Here is a 441-nt window from a genome sequence, read left to right on the forward strand (position 1 = left end):
CGCTGCGGGTCCCGACTGGTGTCGTCGGACCCGATCGAGTCGGGGATCACCAGCCTGTCGTTCCCGTCGATTTCTCGCGCCTCCTTACCGACGACCGCATCCCGTTCGTCGTCGTACACGTGAACTCCGTGGTCTGGAGTGACGGTTATCGATCGGCCAGACTCAGTGCGAACCCGCACGAGGTGGTTCGGTGCGTCGTGCTTGCTGACCGCCTCTACCGGGCGAGAGACGCGATCGCCGTCCGCGGTCAGCGACGGAACACGGAGGTTGCCGTCGACACCCTCCAGTTCGCCGACGGCCGTTCCGAAGTCGTCGAACTCGACATCCGACTGCTCGAGGTACGTCTCGACGAACGCCGCGATTTCGTCGTATCGTAGCTGACCGGTCTCGTCCTCGTACCAGATCTTCGTCTCCGGATGGAAGCAGTTCCGCCGTTTCGCG

At 63.7% G+C, this 441-nt stretch carries 1 protein-coding gene; it reads right to left on the reverse strand.

The annotated features are described in order from the left end of the window. The coding region (locus tag C5C07_RS20865; protein WP_147302096.1) for a hypothetical protein at window positions 1-441 on the reverse strand (441 nt) is incomplete at both ends.

This window comes from Haloferax sp. Atlit-4N (genome assembly GCF_003383025.1).
Classification (GTDB): Archaea; Halobacteriota; Halobacteria; order Halobacteriales; family Haloferacaceae; genus Haloferax; species Haloferax gibbonsii.